Below are 17,827 nucleotides of genomic sequence, written 5' to 3'. Positions count from 1 at the left end.
TCCCGAAGAAGCCTTCACAAAAAACAAGGCAATCCCCATAGTAGGCTAACCGACCAAAACCGGTTCAGTCAACACGGTGTTCTTGTTTGGTCTTACAGACCACATGAACACTTAGTTATTTGGTCTTACAGACCACATGAACACTTAGTTATTGTGGCCAATATATGGATGGCCATTTTATTGATAGGTATCGGAAAACGACAAAGGATCAACAAATGGTTAAAAGCAGATACTAAGTCTATTGAAGATTTAAAAGAAAAGGTTTCATCATTTACTGAAGGCATCAAAAAACATCCTTCATTAACAGATTATATGATTATGCTTGCCATAGCCTTTGGAGCTGTAAGCATAGCACACCTGTTTTCTGGCTATATTACTCCCTTCTTTAGCGAAAATATTGCTTCTATCGAAAATGCTACAACCAGAAACATGTTCACATTTCTAGAGTCTAGTTTCTTTTGGATGATAAGTATTGCGACCATAATTGCCATATTACTATCCTATACTAAAGCTAGAAACTACGAAGGAACTGGTGCTAGCAAAATTGGTAGTATATTCATATACATATTGGTAGCATCCATAGGTATGAAAATGGATTTAAAACTCATCTTCGACAATGTAGGCTTAATAGCTATCGGGATTGTTTGGATGAGCATTCATGCCGGACTATTGATTTTAATAGCTAAACTTATTAAAGCACCCTATTTTTTCTTAGCTGTTGGCAGTCAAGCTAATGTTGGAGGTGCTGCTTCTGCCCCAATCGTTGCTTCGGCTTTCCACCCTTCATTGGCAACAGTAGGTGTGCTACTTGCTGTATTTGGATATGCCATAGGTACTATTTCCGCAATTGCATGTACCATTTTAATGGAATTAGCTTCAACAACCGGATAATTCTCAATTTTTATTAGCATATTTGCGTTCTTAAAAAGTAGATTGAAGATGAAAAAATTAATATTAGCTTTCGCTGTAATCGTTATCGCATCATGTTCTAAAACCCAACACGACTTAACCGTTAAGGGTAGCATAAAAGGACTAAAAAAAGGAACAGTATACCTCAAGAAAATACAAGATTCCACACTTATAACAATCGACTCACTTCACATTAATGGCGATCCAACATTTGAATTGCACAGTGCCATAGAATCCCCTGAAGTGTTCTTTTTGTACTTAGACAAGAACAGTAATGAAGACAACCGCATTGTGTTTTTTGCCGATAAAGGTATCACAGAAGTTAATACGACATTAAAAAACTTTAATTACGATGCTAAAATTAAAGGATGTAGCCAACAAGAAACTCTAGAAGAATACCAAGCGATTATAGCACGATTAAACAGTAAAAACCTAGATTTAATAAAAGAAAACTTAGAAGCTCAGAAAAATGGTGATTCCAGTAAAATAAACAACATTGGCAGTTTATTTAACAACCTTACAAAACGCAAATATTTATACACTGTAAATTTCGCTATTAACAACAAAGACAGTGAAGTGGCTCCATATTTAGCACTTACAGAAATTTATGATGCTAAAGTTAACTATCTTGACACAATTAACAACTCTTTAACTCCCAAAATAAAGGCTTCTAAATACGGACAAGAATTGCAATCTTATATTGATGCCATAAAAAGTAAATAGGATAACTTTTCCATAATAATAAAAAGACAAAGGCACCTAGTAGTATTATCGACTTGATACTTCTTTTTCATAAAAAAAGTCCAGCTAATAAAAACTGGACTTTTTTGCTTTTAGAGCCGATGGAGGGACTCGAACCCACGACCTGCTGATTACAAATCAGCTGCTCTAGCCAGCTGAGCTACATCGGCACTTTAATCGGGCGCAAATATAAAATGAAAAACAATATTTGCAAAAAAACTGCCTAAAAAAATTAACCTAATTTATTAACCTTTTCAATTAGTTCTTTTCCTTTAACTTCAAGTTCCTGATTAATTGCCTTAAAATGAGCCTTTTTATCCTCTACACTTCTATTGTTAACCTTAGCAATTAAATCGTCAAAAGTTTCGATAGCCTCATCTATAATAGCCGAACTCGCTTTGGTATCTTTATCTGTATTTGTATATTCCCAAACATAAACTGCCTCAATAATATCACCTAATACATAATTAATGTCTTTCTTAAGGTCTCTTTTATTTGCCATAACTAAATTGTATTTTATTTGCGACAAAATTACATTAATCCTAAATATAATTAGGCATAATTAATTTAAATATTAGCTAAATAAAAAATTAATTCCTAGTTTTACACCTATGAATGTATTAAAGGTCTTATATAAACAAAATTGCAACCGTATTTCGCAACAGTGGAAATCGGCAATTCTTGTTATGTTTAAAACTAAACATCCCTTTATGCATCTTGAATAAATGTAAAATATATTACAACTATAAACAGAAAAGGTGCTTTTTAAAAAAAGCACCTTTTTTTTATTTAACAATTAAATTTTTAAAATCATGAAAACAATGAAATCCTTCAAACTTAACATCCTTCAACGCTTTATTAGTTTTTACAATTGCTACTACGTCTTATTTAACACGTACTACAACTACAGGCCTATCCATCTTTTTCAATACCCCTAAAACTTAAAACAATGAACACGATAACACATATAAACACAACTTTTACAGTAACAAAAAAAGTAAGCAATCCAAACGGGTTCTTGCTTCCGAATATATTATACAATAGAATTAAAGCGGCTGCATTGATGCCCGTTAAAGAATTTTATTTACATGCTATTCCTGAGTTTACCGACTACAAATTTAAAATGCATAAAAACGCATTTTTAAACGACAATCTTACCATACAAACTCAATTAGTAAAGCAAGATGCTAACGGATATTTGGTAAATATTATGGTAACAAAAGCTAAAAAAGCTTCTAATCGTCATGAAACCATTTGCACTGCATTATTTGGTTTTCCTTTAGAAAAGTATACTTTTCAGCAAAACAAAACAGCTTGCTAAATAAAATTCCCGAGTATAACGCTTGGGATTTTTTTATACGTAAACCTCTAATAACTTTGCACTAGCTGCACTAATTTCAAAATTCTCTATTGCTGCAGGCATTAACAGTGTCTCCCCCTTCTTTATCTTCTCAGTAGCTGCTTCTGTTTTTATTTCTGCTTCGCCCTCAACACAAATATAAATCATAAATGAATCGTGATCGTTTTCTCTTTTAAGCGTTTCTGTTACTTCTAAATAACTTGTTGTAAAATAAGGACAACTAACCATTTCATTAGATTGGTTTTCTGTTTTAGAATAGTTTACTCTAAAATTATCTTCCATATCAAAATCAAAAGCATCGATAGCCAAGTCGTTGTGTAACTCTCGCTCGTTCCCTTGGTCATCAACACGATCCCAATCATATACTCTATACGTAATATCACTTGTTTGCTGTATTTCGGCAACCATAACTCCTGCTCCTATAGCATGTACCCTTCCAACTTCTATAAAATAAGTATCTCCTGCTTTCACCTTGTCAAAATTCAAGATATCGGTAAGCGTTTTGCTTTCTAAATGCTTTAAATACGTTTCTCGCGTCATTTTTTGATTAAACCCTACAATTAGATTAGCTCCTTCATCGGCTTGCATGGTATACCACATCTCAGTTTTCCCAAAAGAATTATGGCGCTCAGCTGCTAGTTTATCATTTGGGTGTAACTGTATCGATAAATCTTCTCTGGCATCGATAAATTTAATCAACAAAGGAAATTTATTTCCAAACTGTTTATAGTTCTTCTCTCCTATTAAATCTGATTTGAAATTCTCTAGAAGGTATTTTAAGGATTGTCCTTTCAAACCGCCATTAGACACAACTGATGTATCTCCCTCCACATCACTTATTTCCCAGCTCTCACCAATATTGGGCAAGTTTGATTCTTTATTTAACAAGTTCTTCAACTTTTGTCCTCCCCAAATTTTATCTTTTAAAATAGGTGTGAACTTAATGGGGTATAATGTATTTTTCATCTGTTTATATTTATTGCTTTTCATGGGTCAGATGTAATTCGCCAATAATCATCTCGGTGAATATCAAGATTTGTTATGGCTCATTTCATCTGTTTAAATTTTATTGTTTTTCATAGGTCAGATGTAATTCGCCAATAATCATCTCGGTGGGTATCAAGATTTGTTATGGCTCATTTCATATTTATATTTTATTCTTTTTTAATTGCCCGAATAGCTTACAAAATTGCGGGGTGTTTCAAAAAGTGTAATCTCTAATTTTAAATGAGATGCTAATTGAGGTTTTATTTTGTTATAGATTACAACAGCTATGTTCTCTGCTGTTGGGTTTAAATTTTTAAACTCCAAGACATCTATATTTAAATTCTTATGATCGAAAGCATCCTCCACCTCTGTTTTAATAATTTCTTTTAGAATTTTCACATCAATAACATAACCTGTTTCTGGATCAATCTCACCCGTAACACTCACTATCAACTCATAGTTATGACCATGAAAACTAGGGTTATTGCATTTACCAAAAACTGTATTGTTTTTTTCATCGCTCCAATCTTTTCTATACAACCGGTGCGCTGCATTAAAATGTGCCTTTCTGCTAACAGTTACTTCCATTTTAAGCAATATTAATGTGCGTATAGAACTTATCAAAAATAACCTTGAACCACTCTGTATATAGTTCGGGATGTAAAGCTATATCTGCTTTAACTTCTTCTAATGGCATCCATTTCCAAGCTGCCACTTCATCCAAATTTATTTTAGGAGCGCCGTTATACTTTCCCAACAAAACATGATCGTATTCATGTTCGGTTAAGCCATTATCAAAAGGTGCCTTATAAATAAAGGAAATTGACTCTGTCAAGTCTACAGTAAACCCCATTTCTTCCCGTAAACGTCTTCTTCCTGCTTCAATGTTAGTTTCTCCATCACGTTGATGGCTACAGCATGTGTTGGTCCAAAGCCCAGGAGAATGGTACTTGTTAAACGCACGTTGCTGCAGCATTAATTCATTTTTATCATTAAAAACAAATACGGAAAAAGCACGATGCAACAATGCTTTTTCATGAGCTTCCATTTTAGGCATTAAACCTATTTGTTCGTTATTCTCGTTAACAAGGATTACTTTTTCTTCTTCCATAATGACACAAAAATACCAAGTTAATTTTTAAAATTCATTATTCTAGATACAAATTTAAAAACCCACATCCTCTTGTATATATATTGCAGTTAATAATAGTATCTTTGCAACCCATTTGCACAATTATTTATGAGTTTAATAAAAGAAATACAACGCAGACGTACATTTGGAATCATTTCCCATCCAGATGCCGGTAAAACAACTTTAACCGAAAAATTACTTCTTTTTGGAGGTGCCATTCAGGAAGCTGGTGCCGTAAAAAGTAATAAAATAAAAAAAGGGGCCACTAGTGACTTTATGGAGATTGAGCGCCAACGTGGTATATCGGTTGCCACTTCGGTTTTAGCTTTTGAATACAACGGCATAAAGATTAACATTCTCGATACGCCTGGGCATAAAGATTTTGCTGAAGATACCTTTAGAACCTTAACGGCTGTAGATAGTGTTATTGTTGTTATTGATGTTGCCAAAGGTGTTGAGGAACAAACAGAGAAATTGGTTGAAGTTTGTCGTATGCGTAACATTCCAATGATTGTGTTTATTAACAAAATGGATAGGGAAGGTAAAGACGCCTTTGACCTTTTAGATGAAATTGAGCAAAAACTTGGTTTAAATGTCGTGCCCTTAAGTTTCCCTATAGGTATGGGCTATGAGTTTAAGGGGATATATAATATTTGGGAAAGGAACATCAATCTCTTTAGTGGTGACAGTAGAAAGGATATTGAAGAAACTATTGAAATATCCGATTTACAATCGCCAGAACTTAACACGCTTGTTGGTAATACCGCCGCAGAGACCTTAAGGGAGGAAATCGAACTTGTTGAAGGCATCTACCCAGCCTTTAATAGAGAAGATTATTTAAATGGAGACCTACAACCTGTTTTTTTCGGATCTGCCTTAAATAATTTTGGTGTTCGCGAACTACTGGATTGTTTTATCGATATTGCACCAAAACCAAGGCCAAAACAAAGTGAAGAACGTATTGTAAATCCTAATGAAGATAAGTTTAGCGGCTTTGTTTTTAAAATCCACGCCAATATGGATCCTAACCATAGAGATCGCTTGGCTTTTATTAAAATTGTTTCTGGTACATTTAAGAGAAATACACCTTACTTACATGTTCGACATAATAAAAAACTAAAGTTTTCCAGCCCTAATGCCTTTTTTGCTGAAAAAAAGGAAATTGTCGATATATCGTATCCTGGAGACATTGTTGGGCTTCACGATACAGGGAACTTTAAAATAGGTGATACACTTACCGAAGGAGAAGCTATAAATTACAAGGGTATACCTAGTTTTTCACCAGAGCATTTTAGATACATCAATAATGCCGATCCTTTAAAGTCAAAACAACTTTATAAGGGCATTGACCAATTAATGGATGAAGGTGTAGCACAGTTGTTTACGCTAGAATTAAACGGTAGAAAAGTGATAGGAACTGTTGGTGCCTTACAGTATGAAGTGATTCAATACCGTTTGGAACACGAATACGGAGCAAAATGTAGATACGAAAACTTGAATGTTTATAAAGCCTGTTGGATAGATCCTAATGGATCCAAACCTGAAGAATACAATGAATTTGTAAGGGTAAAACAACGCTTCTTAGCTAAGGATAAACAAGAACAGTTAGTCTTTTTAGCTGATTCACCTTTTTCTTTGCAAATGACCCAACAAAAGTATCCAAGCATAAAGTTTCATTTTACTTCTGAATTTAATTAATAATTTTAAAATTAATCTTCATTAGCTAGCTTTCACTTGCTCAATACATTAAAAAGCAATGCAGTAACCGTGATATTTTTATGTTTAATCGATAATATTGGAGTTATTTATAATAATCATTTATCTTTATTATAATCGTAACCCCAAAATGATTAGTTATGGAAGTTAACGCCAAAGAGTTTAGTAATGATGAAATTACTGTAACCTACGACCCTTGCAAATGTGTGCTATCCGGAATTTGTGCTAAAGAACTATCCAATGTATTTAGCAAATCAATTATTCCATGGATAAATTTAGACAATACAGAAACCCAACGCATAATTAACCAAATTAAACGTTGTCCTTCTGGTGCTTTAAAATACCATTTAAACAAAAAAATACAGGCTAGTTAGTCTAAATAAAAAAGCCCTTTGAAATTATTTCAAAGGGCTTTTTTATTTTATGCTTGACCGATTGGTCCAAATTCAAGTGTATAGGTTGCTAAACGAAGTATTTCGAGCAACCCTACCCCTAACTCTTAGGCTCTACATAATACTATGCCTGTCCTGTGGGACCGAAATTCAAAGGTATAGGTGGTTGCTAAACGAAGTATTTCGAGCAACCCTGCCCCTAACTCTTAGGCTCTACATTTAATACTATGCCTGTCCTGTGGGACCGAAATTCAAAGGTATAGGTGGTTGCTCGTAATCCTTAATTTCACCATGGGCACTTTCAAATCGAGCTACATTATCTCCCAAAGCCTTTAACAAGCGCTTTGCATGCTGAGGCGTTAATATAATCCTGGACTTAACCTTATTTTTAGGTACTCCTGGCATAATATTTACAAAGTCTACAACAAATTCTGAAACCGAATGATTGATGATAGCCAAATTAGAATAAGTCCCTTCGGCTACCTTTTCATCCAATTCAATGTTAATTTGACCTTGCTTTTGTTTATTATTTTCTTCTGCCATAACTACAATATACAATAAAAAAACATTCCCGCTAATTGCGGGAATGTTAATTACTAATTATAATTTAACTCTTGCTTTACTTGCATCATTTCATCAAATTCTTCTTTAGAGCCTACAATGATATTATTATAACGACGCATACCTGTTCCAGCTGGAATTCTGTGTCCTACAATAACATTCTCTTTTAAGCCTTCTAAATGATCTACTTTACCTGCTACTGCTGCCTCATTAAGTACTTTTGTAGTTTCCTGGAAGGAAGCCGCAGAGATAAATGATTTTGTTTGAAGTGACGCTCTCGTAATACCCTGCAATATAGGAGTAGCAGTTGCCGGTTGTGCTTCTCTTGCAACAACCAATTGCTTATCCTCTCTACGCAATATCGAGTTTTCGTCTCTTAATTCTCTTAGTGAAATTATCTGACCTGCTTTGAGTTTAGCAGAATCTCCTGCATCTTCGATAACTTTCATGCCAAAAATTTCATCATTTTCTTTAATGAAATCTGCTTTATGAACTAATTGATCTTCTAAGAAAATAGTATCACCAGAATCAATAATACGAACTTTACGCATCATTTGCCTAACAACAACCTCAAAGTGCTTGTCATTAATCTTAACACCTTGTAAACGATATACTTCTTGTACTTCATTCACCAAATACTGCTGAACCGCTGAAGGTCCTTTAATATTTAAGATGTCATTAGGTGTAATCGATCCATCAGATAAAGGCATACCCGCTTTAACATAATCATTTTCTTGTACAAGAATTTGATTTGATAATTTAACCAAGTACTTTTTAATTTCACCTAATTTAGATTCTACGATAATTTCACGGTTACCACGCTTAATCTTTCCGAAAGATACAACACCATCAATTTCACTTACAACTGCTGGGTTAGAAGGGTTACGTGCTTCAAACAACTCTGTTACACGTGGTAAACCTCCCGTAATATCGCCCGCTTTAGCAGACTTACGTGGTATCTTAACCAAAATCTTCCCTACAGTAATCTTATCACCATCATCAATCATTAAGTGTGCTCCCACAGGTAAGTTGTATGAACGTATAGTATCACCGCTAGCGTCTTCAATATGGAGTGTTGGTATAAGTTTTTTATTTCTAGATTCAGAGATTACCTTCTCTTGGAATCCTGTTTGCTCATCAATTTCTACTTGATACGTAACACCTTGCTCTATATTTTCATATTTTACTTTACCAGCAAATTCTGAAATAATTACACCATTATATGGATCCCAAGAACAAACAACATCTCCTTTACTTAATTCAGCTCCATTTTTAATGTATAAAGTCGAACCATAAGGAATGTTATTGGTACTTAAAGTAATACCTGTTTTCTTGTCTGTAAGTTTAAGTTCTGAGGTACGGGAAATTACAACATCTATCTCATTTCCTTCACTATCTTGTCCCTTAACAGTCTTTAAGTCTTCTATTTCGGCAATACCGTTGAACTTAACTGCTAATTTATTCTCCTCAGAAATGTTACCTGCAATACCCCCTACGTGGAATGTACGAAGTGTTAACTGTGTACCTGGTTCTCCAATAGATTGCGCAGCTACAACACCTACAGCTTCTCCCATTTGCACCATCTTACCAGTAGCTAAATTACGACCGTAACATTTAGCACAAATACCTTGAAGAGCCTCACAACTTAATGGCGAACGTACCTCTAAAGTTTCTATTGGAGATTCACCAATAGCTTTAGCTATATCATCTTCAATTAATTGTCCAGAAGCAACTAACAACTCATCTGTAAGTGGATGGTATACATCATTTAAAGAAACACGTCCAACAATTCTTTCTTCTAAAGTTTCTACTACCTCGTCATTTTTCTTTAATGGTTCAACTTCAACACCTCTTAGCGTACCACAATCATCACTATTAATGATAACGTCTTGAGATACGTCTACCAAACGACGTGTTAAATAACCTGCATCAGCTGTTTTAAGAGCGGTATCTGCAAGACCTTTACGCGCACCGTGTGTAGAGATAAAGTATTCTAAAATGGAAAGCCCTTCCTTAAAGTTAGAAAGAATCGGGTTTTCGATAATCTCTCCACCACCAGCATTCGATTTTTTAGGTTTTGCCATCAAACCACGCATACCTGTAAGCTGACGAATCTGTTCTTTCGATCCACGTGCTCCAGAATCAAGCATCATAAACACCGAGTTAAATCCTTGTTGGTCTTCACGAATACGCTTCATAGACAACTCGGTCAATTCAGCATTCGTTGATGTCCAAATATCAATAACCTGATTATAACGCTCGTTGTTGGTAATAAGTCCCATATTATAGTTGCCAGTAATCCCATCAACTAAACCATTGGCCTTATCTATCATGCCTTGTTTTTCCGGCGGAATAATAATATCACCTAAACTAAATGACAATCCTCCTTTAAATGCAAAATTAAACCCTAATGTTCTAATTTCGTCAAGGAAATCAGCCGTTTCTGGTACTGAAGTAAACTTAAGAATTCTGCCGATAATATCTCTCAGCGATTTCTTTGTTAATACCTCATTAATAAATCCGGCAGCTTGCGGTACTTTTTGATTAAATAACACACGACCTACTGTAGTATCAATAATTGTCGGCGCTAGTTTTCCTTCTTCATTAATATCTAATGTTCTTACCTTGACAGAAGCATTTAAATCTACACGCTTTTCGTTAAAAGCAATAACAACTTCTTCTGGTGAATAGAAAACCAAACCTTCTCCTTTAACAGCAAGCTCTGGTGTGGATTTACGCAGTTTGGTCATATAATAAAGCCCCAGTACCATATCTTGAGAAGGTACTGTTACCGGTGATCCGTTGGCCGGGTTTAAAATATTGTGAGATGCCAACATTAATAATTGACATTCCAAAATAGCCTCTGGTCCTAACGGTAAGTGAACCGCCATTTGGTCACCATCAAAATCCGCGTTGAAGGCCGTACATACTAATGGGTGTAATTGAATAGCTTTCCCTTCAATTAGTTTTGGCTGGAATGCTTGTATACCCAATCTGTGTAATGTAGGCGCACGGTTTAGTAATACTGGATGTCCTTTAAGAACGTTTTCCAAAATATCCCAAACCACTGGCTCTCTTTTATCTATAATTTTCTTTGCAGATTTTACAGTCTTTACAATACCTCTTTCAATTAATTTTCTAATTACGAAAGGCTTGTATAATTCTGCAGCCATATTTTTTGGCAATCCACATTCGTATAATTTTAATTCTGGTCCAACGACAATTACCGAACGTGCAGAATAATCAACACGCTTACCTAATAAATTTTGACGGAAACGACCTTGCTTACCCTTAAGTGAATCTGATAGTGATTTTAAAGGCCTGTTAGAATCTGTTTTAACTGCAGACGATTTACGTGTATTATCGAATAACGAATCTACAGATTCCTGTAGCATACGCTTTTCATTACGCAAAATAACTTCTGGAGCTTTAATCTCTACAAGTCGCTTTAAACGATTGTTTCTTATAATTACACGACGGTATAAATCATTCAAATCTGATGTTGCAAAACGACCACCATCTAATGGTACCAACGGACGTAATTCTGGTGGAATAACTGGAACAACCTTCATAATCATCCATTCTGGACGGTTCTCACGGTTATTGTTAGACTCACGTAAAGCTTCAACTACCTGCAAACGTTTTAAAGCTTCAGTTTTACGTTGTTTTGATGTTTCAGTATTTGCCTTATGACGTAATTCGTATGATAAGGACTCTAGGTCTATTCTAGATAATAATTCAATTAAACATTCAGCTCCCATCTTTGCAAGGAACTTATTAGGATCATTATCGTCTAAATATTGATTATCCTGAGGAAGTGCATCTAAAATATTTAAATACTCTTCTTCTGTAAGGAAATCCATTTTTTGCAACGGTTCTCCTTCTTCATTTTTAGCTATACCCGGTTGAATTACTACATAACGTTCGTAGTAAATAATCATATCCAGTTTTTTAGATGGCAAACCTAAAATGTAACCAATCTTGTTTGGTAACGAACGGAAATACCAAATGTGTGCAACAGGCACCACCAAATTAATATGACCAACACGATCACGACGTACTTTCTTCTCGGTTACTTCTACTCCACATCGATCACATACAATGCCTTTGTAACGTATACGCTTATATTTTCCACAGGCACACTCATAATCCTTTACAGGACCAAAAATACGCTCACAGAACAAACCATCTCTTTCTGGTTTATGAGTTCGATAGTTGATAGTTTCAGGTTTTAAAACCTCACCTTTAGACTCAGCCAAAATAGACTCAGGTGATGCTAAACCTATGGAGATTTTATTAAATCTCTTTACTGTATTCTTATCTTGTTTTCTTGCCATTTTCTTAAGTTTTCAGTCTCAGTCTCAGTGTTCAGTTAACATAAACTATCAACTGGACACTGTCACTGTCAACTATTTTTTACTCCTCTAATCGTATGTCTAATCCAAGACCTTTTAATTCATGCATTAATACATTGAATGACTCTGGTAACCCTGGATCTGGCATTGGCTCACCTTTAACAATACTTTCGTATGTTTTGGCACGTCCAATAACATCATCAGATTTTACAGTTAAAATTTCCCTAAGCGTACTTGAAGCTCCATACGCCTCAAGTGCCCAAACTTCCATCTCACCAAAACGCTGACCACCAAATTGTGCTTTACCTCCTAGTGGTTGTTGCGTAATTAATGAGTAAGGTCCAATGGAACGTGCGTGCATTTTGTCATCAACCATATGTCCTAATTTCAACATATAGATAACACCAACTGTTGCTGGCTGATCGAAACGCTCTCCTGTTCCTCCGTCGTATAAGTGGGTATGACCATATCTAGGAATTGCAGCTTCGTCTGTTAATTCGTTAATTTGGTCTATGGTAGCACCATCAAAGATAGGTGTTGCAAAGGTACGATGTAATTTTTGACCTGCCCAACCTAAAACAGTTTCATAAATCTGACCAATGTTCATACGAGATGGTACACCAAGTGGGTTTAGAACGATATCTACCGGTGTTCCATCTTCAAGGAACGGCATATCTTCCTGACGAACAATACGTGCAACAATACCTTTGTTACCGTGACGACCCGCCATTTTATCACCTACTTTAAGTTTACGTTTTTTGGCTATATAAACTTTGGCAAGTTTAATGATTCCAGATGGTAATTCATCCCCTACCGAAATAGTGAACTTTTCACGTCTTAAAGCACCTTGTAAATCGTTTTCTTTAATCTTATAATTATGAATTAAATCCGCTACAAGTTGATTTGTGTGATCATCGGTTGTCCATTTTCCAGATACTAAATGCGCATAATCATCGACAGCATTTAACATCTTAAGTGTAAACTTCTTGCCTTTTGGCAATACCTCTTCTCCTAAATCATTGTAAATACCTTGAGCAGTTTTTCCATTTACGATAGCGAATAGCTTTTCGATTAAAACATCTTTTAAATCATCAAACTTTCTATCGTATTGTGCTTCTAACGCTAAGATATCATCTTTATCTTGTGCTCTCTTACGCTTATCTTTTACAGCACGTGAGAACAATTTCTTTTCAATAACAACACCATTTAAAGATGGTGAAGCTTTTAATGAAGCATCTTTTACATCACCTGCTTTGTCTCCAAATATTGCACGCAATAATTTTTCCTCAGGTGTTGGATCGCTTTCTCCTTTTGGTGTAATCTTACCAATAAGAATATCTCCTGGTTTTACTTCTGCTCCAACGCGAATCATTCCATTCTCGTCTAACTCTTTGGTTGCTTCTTCAGAAACGTTAGGAATGTCGTTTGTTAACTCTTCATTACCTAATTTTGTATCTCGCACTTCTAAAGAATATTCATCGATATGAATAGATGTAAAAATGTCTTCGCGAACTACTTTTTCAGAAATTACAATTGCATCCTCAAAGTTATATCCTTTCCAAGGCATAAATGCTACCTTCATATTTCTACCTAAGGCCAATTCTCCTTTTTGGGTTGCATAGCCTTCACAAAGCACTTGTCCTTTATAAACTTTATCGCCTTTTTCAACAATCGGCTTTAAGTTAATAGAAGTTCCTTGGTTTGTCTTTCTGAACTTAACTAATTGATATATTTTTAGGTCGCTATCAAAACTTACCTTAGCTTCATCTTCGGTACGATCGTATCTAATTCTAATTTCCCTAGAATCAACATATTCTACAACACCGTTTCCTTCGGCATTAACTAATACACGCGAATCTGATGCTACCTGACGCTCTAATCCTGTACCTACAATCGGTGCTTCAGGACGTAATAATGGAACTGCCTGACGCATCATGTTAGATCCCATTAACGCACGGTTTGCATCATCATGCTCTAAGAAAGGAATTAACGATGCAGAGATAGATGAAATTTGATTAGGTGCTACATCAGTATAATGAATGGACGTTGGTTCGATAACCGGGAAATCACCTTCCATTCTGGCAATAACCTTGTCATGCAATATTTTCCCTTCCTCATCAACTTTTACGGTTGCCTGTGCAATTAATTTTTCTTCTTCCTCTTCTGCACTCAAGTATACTGGATCACCTTTAATGTCTACCACACCATTTTCAACAGGGCGGTATGGTGTTTCTATGAATCCCATAGAGTTCACCTTAGCATACACTGAAAGTGATGAAATTAATCCAATATTCGGTCCTTCAGGCGTTTCAATAGGACATAAGCGACCATAATGTGTATAATGTACGTCACGTACCTCAAAACCAGCTCTTTCACGGGATAGACCACCTGGGCCTAAAGCCGATAAACGACGCTTATGTGTAATCTCTGCTAATGGATTCGTTTGATCCATAAACTGAGATAACTGGTTTGTACCAAAGAATGAATTGATCACAGAAGACAAGGTCTTAGCATTGATCAAATCGATTGGTGTGAACACTTCATTGTCACGAACGTTCATACGCTCACGAATGGTACGTGCCATACGAGCCAAACCAACACCAAACTGTTGCGATAATTGTTCACCTACTGTACGTACACGACGGTTTGATAAGTGATCGATATCATCGATCTCAGCTTTAGAGTTTATAAGCTCTATTAAATATTTTATAATGGTAATAATATCTTCCTTGGTAAGCACTTGCTTATCCATTTCAATATCAAGACCTAATTTTTTATTCATTCTATAACGACCAACTTCTCCTAGAGAGTAGCGTTGATCACTAAAGAATAGTTTATCTATAATACCACGTGCAGTTTCCTCATCTGGCGGCTCCGCATTACGTAATTGTCTATAGATATGCTCAACAGCCTCTTTTTCTGAGTTTGTTGGATCTTTTTGAAGCGTATTGTGAATAATGGCATAATCGCCTTGCTCTGCACTTTCTTTATGCAAGAGAATGGTTTTCACATCTGCCTCAATAATTTCTTCAATATTTTCTTTGTCTAAAACAGTATCACGATCAAGAATAATCTCGTTACGCTCGATAGATACTACTTCTCCTGTGTCTTCGTCAACAAAATCCTCATGCCATGTGTTAAGTACACGTGCTGCTAACTTTCTTCCTAAACATTTCTTTAATCCAGATTTTGATACTTTAACTTCCTCAGCTAAATCAAAAATCTCTAAAATATCTTTATCACGTTCAAAACCTATAGCTCTAAACAACGTGGTAACAGGTAACTTTTTCTTTCTATCGATATAAGCATACATTACCTGATTGATATCTGTTGCAAATTCAATCCAAGATCCTTTAAAAGGAATTACCCTTGCCGAATATAATTTTGTTCCATTAGCATGGAATGACTGGCCAAAGAACACACCTGGAGAACGATGCAACTGCGATACAACAACACGCTCTGCTCCATTTATCACAAATGTTCCACTGGGAGTCATGTAAGGTATCGTACCTAAATACACATCCTGAACAATGGTTTCGAAATCCTCATGTTCGGGATCTGTACAGTATAACTTTAACCTTGCCTTTAATGGCACACTGTAAGTTAGACCTCTTTCTATACACTCATCAATCGCGTAACGTGGTGGGTCTACAAAGTAATCTAAAAACTCTAAAACAAATTGATTACGAGAATCAGTAATTGGGAAGTTTTCCATGAAGGTGTTATACAGGCCTTCATCACCTCTTTCTTCAGATTTAGTTTCTAATTGGAAAAAATCCTGGAAGGATTTAATCTGAATGTCCAAGAAATCTGGATATTCGGTTCTATTTACAATAGAGGAGAAATTTAATCTTTCAGCTTGTGTTGATAACATCAATGGACGGAATTTTGATTAAAAAAAATAATGTTGGCGTATATTATTGTTATATACGCAAAATGGTTTAGGTCTTGAAGTATTAATCTTCAGACCTAAACCTTTGTATTGTTTGGTTGCTAAGCTTACTTAAGCTCAACCTCTGCTCCAGCTTCTTCTAATGATGATTTTAAGCCTTCTGCTTCGTCTTTAGAAACACCTTCTTTAATTGCGCTAGGTGCACCATCAACTAATTCTTTAGCTTCTTTTAATCCTAAACCAGTCAATTCTTTAACTAATTTTACAACAGCTAATTTAGAACCACCAGCTGCTTTTAAGATTACATCAAATTCTGTTTGAGCTTCTTCAGCTTCACCAGCAGCAGCAGGACCAGCAGCAACTGCTACAGCAGCAGCAGCAGGCTCGATACCATACTCATCTTTTAATATAGTAGCTAACTCATTTACTTCTTTTACTGTTAAGTTAACTAATTGTTCTGCGAAATCTTTTAAATCTGCCATTTTTCTATCGTTTTAATAAATTTTTAATTGTAATATAATTGTATAAAAGTGCGTACTATTTAATACTATCCTTCTTTTTCAGATAGTGTTTTAATGATACCAGCTAATGTTCCTCCACCTGATTTAAGTGCAGAAATAACATTTTTAGCAGGAGATTGTAGTAATCCTACAATTTCACCTATCAATTCTTCTTTAGATTTGATATCCACTAACATGTCTAACTGGTCATCACCAATATAAACCGCTTCCTCAATAAATGCTCCTTTTAACAAAGGCTTTTCAGATTTCTTACGGAAGGTCTTAATTAATTTAGCCGGTACGTTACCTGTTTCGGAATACATCACAGATGTATTACCTTTTAAAACTGTAGGAAGGTCACCAAATTCTCTGTCTGATGCTTCCATTGCTTTTTCAAGTAATGTATTTTTAACAACTGCTAATTTTACGTTTGCTTTAAAACAAGCACGACGTAAATCTGAAGTAGTTCCTGCGTTTAATCCTGAAATATCTGTTAAATAGATATTTGCATTATTAGCTAATTCTGCAGTTAACTCTTCAATTACTTGTGATTTTTCTTCTCTTGTCATAATAAAAGTTTTTAACTAATTAACCAATTTTAGGATCAACAGCAACACTTGGACTCATTGTACTTGAAAGGAAAATACTTTTCACATAAGTACCTTTAGCAGCAGTTGGTTTTAATTTAATTAATGTTTGTAATAATTCATTTGCATTACCTGCAATTTTCTCAGCAGAGAATGATGCTTTTCCTATGGCTGCGTGAACGATTCCGGTTTTATCAACTTTAAAGTCAATTTTACCAGCTTTTACTTCACTAACCGCTTTAGCAACATCCATAGTTACCGTTCCTGTTTTGGGGTTAGGCATTAAACCGCGAGGTCCTAATATTCTACCTAGGGGTCCTAATTTACCCATAACGCTTGGCATGGTAATAATTACGTCAACGTCTGTCCATCCGTTCTTAATCTTATCAAGATATTCGTCTAAACCTACGTAGTCTGCTCCAGCTTCTTTAGCCTCAGCTTCCTTATCTGGTGTTACCAATGCCAATACTTTCATATCTTTACCAGTACCATGAGGAAGTGACACTACGCCTCTTACCATTTGATTTGCTTTTCTAGGATCAACACCTAAACGCACTGCGATATCTACAGATGCATCAAATTTTGTATTTGTAATCTCTTTTACTAATGCTGATGCTTCATCCAGAGAATAAATTCTTCCCTTTTCTATTTTTGCTAAAGCCTCTTTTTGCTTTTTTGTTAATCTTGCCATTCTT

The 17,827-nt window shown here is 35.3% G+C and carries 15 protein-coding genes and 1 tRNA gene; 5 read left to right on the top strand and 11 right to left on the bottom strand.

Features of this window, described 5'->3' with window-relative positions; translation table 11 throughout:
- Positions 1–891: DUF819 family protein (locus tag JF259_RS15840; RefSeq protein ID WP_199116681.1), on the top strand; the 891-nt coding region annotated here is incomplete at its 5' end.
- 48 nt (positions 892–939) lie between these two features.
- Positions 940–1,632: a DUF4369 domain-containing protein gene (locus JF259_RS15835; RefSeq protein ID WP_199116680.1), complete on the top strand. Its 693-nt coding sequence runs from the start codon at positions 940–942 to the stop codon at positions 1,630–1,632.
- A gap of 114 nt (positions 1,633–1,746) precedes the next feature.
- Here the strand turns inward: JF259_RS15835 and JF259_RS15830 are convergent.
- Positions 1,747–1,820 (bottom strand) — tRNA-Thr (locus JF259_RS15830).
- A 62-nt stretch (positions 1,821–1,882) separates the two neighbouring features.
- Positions 1,883–2,152, bottom strand: a complete 270-nt coding sequence (locus JF259_RS15825) for a hypothetical protein (RefSeq protein ID WP_199116679.1) — start codon at positions 2,150–2,152, stop codon at positions 1,883–1,885.
- Between the two features lie 447 nt (positions 2,153–2,599).
- Between JF259_RS15825 and JF259_RS15820 the strand changes: the two genes are divergently transcribed.
- Positions 2,600–2,971 carry a hypothetical protein gene (locus tag JF259_RS15820; RefSeq protein WP_199116678.1) on the top strand — a complete coding sequence of 124 codons (372 nt, stop codon included), beginning with the start codon at positions 2,600–2,602 and terminating at the stop codon, positions 2,969–2,971.
- Positions 2,972–3,004: 33 nt separating this feature from the next.
- On the opposite strand, the gene JF259_RS15815 is transcribed toward JF259_RS15820, so the two are convergent.
- The 3 genes from JF259_RS15815 to idi all read right to left on the bottom strand — a co-directional run bounded on the left by JF259_RS15815 (position 3,005) and on the right by idi (position 5,108).
- A complete protein-coding gene (locus tag JF259_RS15815) occupies positions 3,005–3,976 on the bottom strand; it encodes a type I phosphomannose isomerase catalytic subunit (protein WP_199116677.1) in 972 nt (323 codons plus the stop codon).
- Positions 3,977–4,174: 198 nt separating this feature from the next.
- Entirely contained in the window at positions 4,175–4,585 is a 411-nt protein-coding gene (locus tag JF259_RS15810) for a 6-pyruvoyl trahydropterin synthase family protein (protein ID WP_199116676.1), read from the bottom strand.
- 1 nt (position 4,586) lies between these two features.
- Positions 4,587–5,108: an isopentenyl-diphosphate Delta-isomerase gene (gene idi, locus JF259_RS15805; RefSeq protein ID WP_199116675.1), complete on the bottom strand. Its 522-nt coding sequence runs from the start codon at positions 5,106–5,108 to the stop codon at positions 4,587–4,589.
- A 129-nt stretch (positions 5,109–5,237) separates the two neighbouring features.
- Here idi and JF259_RS15800 point away from each other — a divergent pair, with 129 nt between their 5' ends.
- A complete protein-coding gene (locus JF259_RS15800) occupies positions 5,238–6,827 on the top strand; it encodes a peptide chain release factor 3 (protein ID WP_199116674.1) in 1,590 nt (529 codons plus the stop codon).
- Between the two features lie 158 nt (positions 6,828–6,985).
- The gene (locus JF259_RS15795) at positions 6,986–7,219 is read left to right on the top strand and encodes a (4Fe-4S)-binding protein (RefSeq protein WP_199116673.1); all 234 of its coding nucleotides are present in this window, start codon (positions 6,986–6,988) and stop codon (positions 7,217–7,219) included.
- Between the two features lie 243 nt (positions 7,220–7,462).
- Here JF259_RS15795 and JF259_RS15790 read toward each other — a convergent pair whose 3' ends face one another.
- The 6 genes from JF259_RS15790 to rplA all read right to left on the bottom strand — a co-directional run bounded on the left by JF259_RS15790 (position 7,463) and on the right by rplA (position 17,823).
- Positions 7,463–7,780 carry a DUF3467 domain-containing protein gene (locus JF259_RS15790; RefSeq protein WP_199116672.1) on the bottom strand — a complete coding sequence of 106 codons (318 nt, stop codon included), beginning with the start codon at positions 7,778–7,780 and terminating at the stop codon, positions 7,463–7,465.
- Between the two features lie 53 nt (positions 7,781–7,833).
- Entirely contained in the window at positions 7,834–12,135 is a 4,302-nt protein-coding gene (rpoC, locus tag JF259_RS15785) for a DNA-directed RNA polymerase subunit beta' (protein WP_199116671.1), read from the bottom strand.
- 79 nt (positions 12,136–12,214) lie between these two features.
- Positions 12,215–16,027 (bottom strand): DNA-directed RNA polymerase subunit beta, encoded by a 3,813-nt coding sequence (gene rpoB / locus JF259_RS15780; RefSeq protein ID WP_199116684.1) that lies wholly within the window; start codon positions 16,025–16,027, stop codon positions 12,215–12,217.
- A gap of 125 nt (positions 16,028–16,152) precedes the next feature.
- On the bottom strand, positions 16,153–16,527 hold the full coding sequence (gene rplL, locus JF259_RS15775; protein WP_199116670.1) for a 50S ribosomal protein L7/L12: 375 nt from the start codon (positions 16,525–16,527) through the stop codon (positions 16,153–16,155).
- A 65-nt stretch (positions 16,528–16,592) separates the two neighbouring features.
- Positions 16,593–17,114 carry a 50S ribosomal protein L10 gene (rplJ, locus tag JF259_RS15770; RefSeq protein ID WP_199116669.1) on the bottom strand — a complete coding sequence of 174 codons (522 nt, stop codon included), beginning with the start codon at positions 17,112–17,114 and terminating at the stop codon, positions 16,593–16,595.
- A gap of 19 nt (positions 17,115–17,133) precedes the next feature.
- Positions 17,134–17,823: a 50S ribosomal protein L1 gene (gene rplA / locus JF259_RS15765; protein ID WP_199116668.1), complete on the bottom strand. Its 690-nt coding sequence runs from the start codon at positions 17,821–17,823 to the stop codon at positions 17,134–17,136.
- Positions 17,824–17,827: the final 4 nt, after the last annotated feature.

The sequence above is a fragment of the Snuella sedimenti genome (assembly GCF_016428595.1).
Classification (GTDB): Bacteria; Bacteroidota; Bacteroidia; order Flavobacteriales; family Flavobacteriaceae; genus Snuella; species Snuella sedimenti.
This window is presented reverse-complemented; position numbering and strand designations above follow the sequence as displayed.